Genomic DNA, 4906 nt, shown 5'->3' with positions numbered 1-4906 from the left:
TTTTGACAATGGAGAAGTACCAGGTAAATAATAGTATTCAAAAGTGAGTGCTGGATCATTTTGGACGCGGAGCGTCCGAAGAATGTTCCCACGCGGAGCGTGGGAACAATAAACACTTTCTTTAAGCTGGAAGGGGACTGGCTCTTTTGCCGCCGGATAGTCCGGCCGTTTGTAACCATTCAGGGGGCAGGTACCGGCCAGGGGAACAGTCCCCGCGATACTTTTCCTGCACAAATACAAAAAGTACAGACGCGAAATGTTGTGAAGCTGCATAATCATTACTTAGCGGGGACAGTCCCCTGGCCTTGTGCCATTAGCCACAACCGAGGACCCCCTGAATGGTTACGGCCGTTTTACGGTTTGAGGTCGGCAAAAGTGCCTGTCCCCGATGGCAGAGGCGATAATTTACACAAAGTGTCGCTGTAGTATTAAGGAGTGCAACCAATGGACGATAAAACCCTGGAATACAGAACAGGTAAATACCTGTGTCCCAACTACGCCCGCTATCCCCTGGCGGTCCAGACCGCCTCCGGCTGCAGGCTGCGCGACTTCTCAGGCCGTGAGTACGTGGATCTCCTGGCGGGCATCTCGGTTTGCAACCTGGGTCACAGCCACCCCGAGATCGTGGAAGCTATCTGTTCCCAGGCGCGCAAGCTTATCCACACCAGCAACCTTTTTTTTCAGGAAGAACAGGTCCTGCTGGCGGAAAAACTGGTAGCAACCTGCAACCTGGACAGGGTTTTCTTCTGCAACTCCGGAGCAGAGGCCAACGAGGCCGCCATCAAGATCACCAGGCGCTACATGCACCATGTACAGGGCCAAAACCGGCATGAAATTATCTGTTTTGATGGTTCCTTCCACGGCCGCACCCTGGCCACCATGACCGCCACGGGCCAGGACAAGATAAAAGAGGGCTTTGCCCCACTGCCTCAAGGCTTCAGGCATGTCCCTTTGAATGACCTCCGGGCCCTGCAGGAAGCAGTCAATAATAATACCGCGGCCATCATGGTCGAATGCATCCAGGGCGAGGGCGGCATCAGGCTGTTAAGCCCGGAATTCAAGGCTGGAATCAAGAAATTGCAGCAAAATAACGGGGTGCTTCTCATAGTGGACGAGGTTCAGACCGGCCTGGGACGGACCGGCACCATGTGGGCCCATGGAGAAGACGGACTGCATCCCGACATGTTCACGTCTTCCAAGGCCCTGGCTGCAGGACTGCCCATGGGGGCCCTGGTTGTCAGTGAAGATATTTCCCGGGCCTTTGGCCCCGGCAGCCACGGCACCACATTTGGAGGTGGAGGACTGCCCTCTGCCGCCGCCATCAAGTCCCTGGAGATAATCCAGCGCGACAACCTGGTGCATTACAGTCGAGAAACCGGGGAATGGGCCATGCAGCGGTTTCAGGAGATAAGAGACAAGTGCCCCGGCACCATCAGGGAAATAAGGGGCAGAGGACTGATGCTGGGCATAGACCTGCAGTGTCCCGGCAAAGAGGTCTGGAGCGCTCTGCTGGAAATGGGTTTTGTACTCAACCTGACCCAGGAAACAGTATTACGGCTCCTGCCTCCACTGATAATACCACGGCAGGACCTGGAGGACTTTGCCCAGGCCCTGGAACAGGTACTTTCACAATACTGAGCATTACATATGAGCCGTCCTCAGCCTTCACAGATCGCAGTGCTTCCCACAAATTCAGAGCAGCGCCTGGACCTTACCCCACAATGGTTGCGCCGGATCTGGCTTACTGGTGATTCCCTGCGCAGATATTCTCAGGCGCTGCAGCAGGAAATACTGGCCCCTGCAAGAGTTTCCCCCCAAGAAATGTGGGAGATAAAACATCACATGCTCATGCATGAAAAGCTAATGGCCAGGCCTGTTCCGGAGTTGAATGTGGGCCGGATAGTGGAAAGATATGCATAAGCTCCAGTTCAAGGTAAAGATTCAGGACAGGGACTTATTTGAAGCCCTGGTTTATGAGCACATTTCATGGGGCTGGGAAGAAGAAGAATTATCCCGGGAATCTATGATTCTGACCATCTATTATCACCAGGAGAACGGTGCACGGCAATTCAGGGAAATGGCCCTGGCCTTATGCCCCGGACTGGAAATCCTGGAAGAGACCGTGCCCCCGCAGGACTGGAATAATGCCTGGAAGCACTTTTTCACCCCCATTGAAGTAGACCGCAGGTTCGTCGTGTTGCCGGAATGGCTGCAGCATGAAAAGAGATCTGAAATCCCCATAATCATCACTCCAAAAATGGCTTTCGGCACCGGTCACCATGCCACCACCCACCTGTGCCTGCAGGCTGTATCCCGTTTGTGGGACAAGGGGGTTTTACGAAGCGGGCAAAATTTTCTGGACCTGGGAACCGGGTCCGGCATTCTGGGCATTGCCTGCGCCAGGCTTGGAATGAAGGGTCTGGGCCTTGACATTGACCCTGTTGCGGTGGACAACGCTCTGGAAAACATTGACACCAACCAGGTTCAGGAGCTTTTCCAGGCCCGGCTGGGAGGCCTTGAAGACCTTTCGGGCAGCCGGAAATTCGACCTTATCCTGGGCAACATCCTTTCCTCCACCTTGAATCAAATGGCCCCGGAAATAATCAGACGCCTGGACGATTCAGGTATTCTAATCCTCTCGGGAATCCTCACAGAACAGGCCCCGGGAGTGGAAAAGCGCTACCAGGAACTGGGCCTTGGCCGCCCCGTTCGCCTTACAATGCAGGAATGGTCAGCCCTGGTCTGGGCCGGCGCAAAAGAGATCCATGAGCAGCGAAACCTTGTTGATGAACTATTATGACAGCCTGTTCCAGGCTCTGGGACCAAGCCGCTGGTGGCCCGGTAAGACCCCTTTTGAAGTCTGTGTGGGAGCTGTTCTCACTCAGAACACCAATTGGTCCAACGTTCAGAAGGCCATCCAGAACCTGTCGGACCAGGAACTGCTGCACCCCGAAAAAATGGCCGCCCTGGACGAGGAGCATCTGGCGGAACTTATCAGGCCTTCGGGATATTTCAAAGTAAAGGCCCACAGGCTAAAGAACTTTCTGGAATTTATGCGCAGGGAATGCAGTTATGATTTGTCCGCCCTGGCCCACATGGACATGGAAAAACTCAGAGACAAGCTCCTGGGAGTCAAGGGTATCGGCCCTGAAACAGCCGACAGCATCCTGCTGTACGCCCTGAACCAGCCCAGTTTTGTAGTTGACGCCTATACCAGGCGGATACTTAACCGGCATTTCCTGGTGCAGGAAGACATCGAATACCATGAACTGAGAGATTTTTTCATGGACCGTTTGCCGGTGGATGTGGCACTTTACAACGAATATCACGCTCTGCTGGTGCGAACCGGCAAAGAATGGTGCCGCAAAACCACTCCCCTTTGCACCCATTGCCCTCTCGGCAAATACTTATAAACGTCTATCAGGTAAATATTTCTTTGATGCAGTATAAACAAAAGCCCGGAGCTTTTCGATTATTTATCCAGTCAGTCATTTTTCCGGTATGCCTTTTTATTTTCTGGCCGAATCCTGTGCAGCCCTCCCCCCCAGACGATATCGAGTCCGAGATAGAGTCCCGCAGGGAAGAAGTAACCCAGCACAAAAGAACTCTGGAAAGGCTGAGCTCAAGGGAAAGAGAGGTTTACTCCAGGCTGGCCGAGACCGAAGACAGGCTGGATGAAATATCCCGGGGCCTGGAGAGTCAGGAACAAAAACTAGCCGACCTGCAGTCCAGGGAAGCAGAAATATTCAATGAATACCAGGATTTACATCGTCAAAGGGAAGCAACCCGGGGCAGGGTCCAGGAACTTCTGGCTGATTTGTGGCCCATATACCTGGAAAGCCAAAGCCAGGGCCTGGCTCAGATGGATGACTGGGCTCAGATGGATCGTCATATAAACTGGCTGCAGGCTATTTATATGGAGCTGAACCTGACCCTGGCCCAACTTCAAATCCAGTCCGGACGGATAACTGTCAGGTTGGCTGAACTGCAAAACGCCAAGGAAGAATTTGAGTCCCAGCTGGATCAGGTCAATACCCTGAAAAACCGCCTGCTGGAGAAAAAGCTGAGCTTTGTCCGGGAACTGCAGGAAATAAGGGCTGAAAAACTGGCCAGGGAAGAAATGGTGCAAGAAATCATGGATGTCATCGAGTCCCTTGACTACAGGCTCAAATTAGCCACAGAAAGGGACTTCCAGAGACTGAAGGGTCACCTGCCCTGGCCGGCCCGGGGGGAAATAAAAACTTCCTACAACCCGGCGGACAGTCCGCCCCATAACGGCATCAGCATGGCCCTGGAGGAAAAGACGCCTGTCACGGCCATCTCCTGGGGCAGGGTGGTGCACAATGACACCTTGCGCGGCTTTGGCAGAGTGGTTATAATTTTTCATGGGGATGGCTACTACTCGCTATACGCTTACCTGGCCGAAAGCCCTCTTGCCATCGGCCAGGACGTAGAGCAGGGTGAAACCATAGGATCCGCCGGATACTACCCCGATATCAACACCCATGGCATATATTTTGAATTGCGTTTTAAGCAAAAAGCTATTAATCCTGCTGACTGGTTGAGCAGGTCTTGATAAAAGCACCTTATTATATCCGGGTGGCTTTGCACACTCTGTTTAGTGGCTTACTCCTGAGACCCTGTCACAAAAAACAAGAAAAATTTGAGCAATGACGGGGGTTCAGCACTTGGCACTGGGACTGTTTCATTTTTGGACACTAAGCTCAAGTGCTCCCCCGCCGCGCAAGCGGCTGATGCCTTTTCCTTGCGGGTCCTGTCACGCCGGTGGCGTGATTGAATGCAGCGACAGCTGCCCTGAAAGGATTCAACTGGGGTCTTATTCCCGCAAGGAAAAAACATGCTTCTTCAATCTCTTTTATCTGTGTCAATCTGCCTGCCCGGTGAA

The 4906-nt window shown here is 53.1% G+C and carries 5 protein-coding genes; all 5 read left to right on the top strand.

Features of this window, described 5'->3' with window-relative positions; translation table 11 throughout:
• Window positions 1-444 precede the first annotated feature (444 nt).
• From QZP87_RS00090 to QZP87_RS00070, 5 genes are read left to right on the top strand one after another with little or no spacing between them, the layout of a single operon-like run.
• A complete protein-coding gene (locus QZP87_RS00090; RefSeq protein ID WP_291320891.1) occupies window positions 445-1638 on the top strand; it encodes an aspartate aminotransferase family protein in 1194 nt (397 codons plus the stop codon).
• A gap of 9 nt (window positions 1639-1647) precedes the next feature.
• Window positions 1648-1920, top strand: a complete 273-nt coding sequence (locus QZP87_RS00085; RefSeq protein WP_291320890.1) for a hypothetical protein — start codon at window positions 1648-1650, stop codon at window positions 1918-1920.
• Window positions 1913-2800 (top strand): 50S ribosomal protein L11 methyltransferase, encoded by an 888-nt coding sequence (locus QZP87_RS00080; RefSeq protein ID WP_291320889.1) that lies wholly within the window; start codon window positions 1913-1915, stop codon window positions 2798-2800. Before QZP87_RS00085 ends, QZP87_RS00080 begins: the two co-directional genes overlap by 8 nt.
• Window positions 2766-3413 carry an endonuclease III domain-containing protein gene (locus QZP87_RS00075; protein WP_291320888.1) on the top strand — a complete coding sequence of 216 codons (648 nt, stop codon included), beginning with the start codon at window positions 2766-2768 and terminating at the stop codon, window positions 3411-3413. The genes QZP87_RS00080 and QZP87_RS00075 overlap by 35 nt, the downstream gene beginning before the upstream one ends.
• A gap of 26 nt (window positions 3414-3439) precedes the next feature.
• A complete protein-coding gene (locus QZP87_RS00070; protein ID WP_291320887.1) occupies window positions 3440-4576 on the top strand; it encodes a peptidoglycan DD-metalloendopeptidase family protein in 1137 nt (378 codons plus the stop codon).
• Window positions 4577-4906 lie beyond the last annotated feature (330 nt).

The sequence above is a fragment of the Desulfonatronospira sp. genome (genome assembly GCA_003563255.1).
Classification (GTDB): domain Bacteria; phylum Desulfobacterota; class Desulfovibrionia; order Desulfovibrionales; family Desulfonatronovibrionaceae; genus Desulfonatronospira.
The sequence above is the reverse complement of the archived record's forward strand: the minus strand, read 5'-3'. Positions and strand labels throughout refer to the sequence as shown.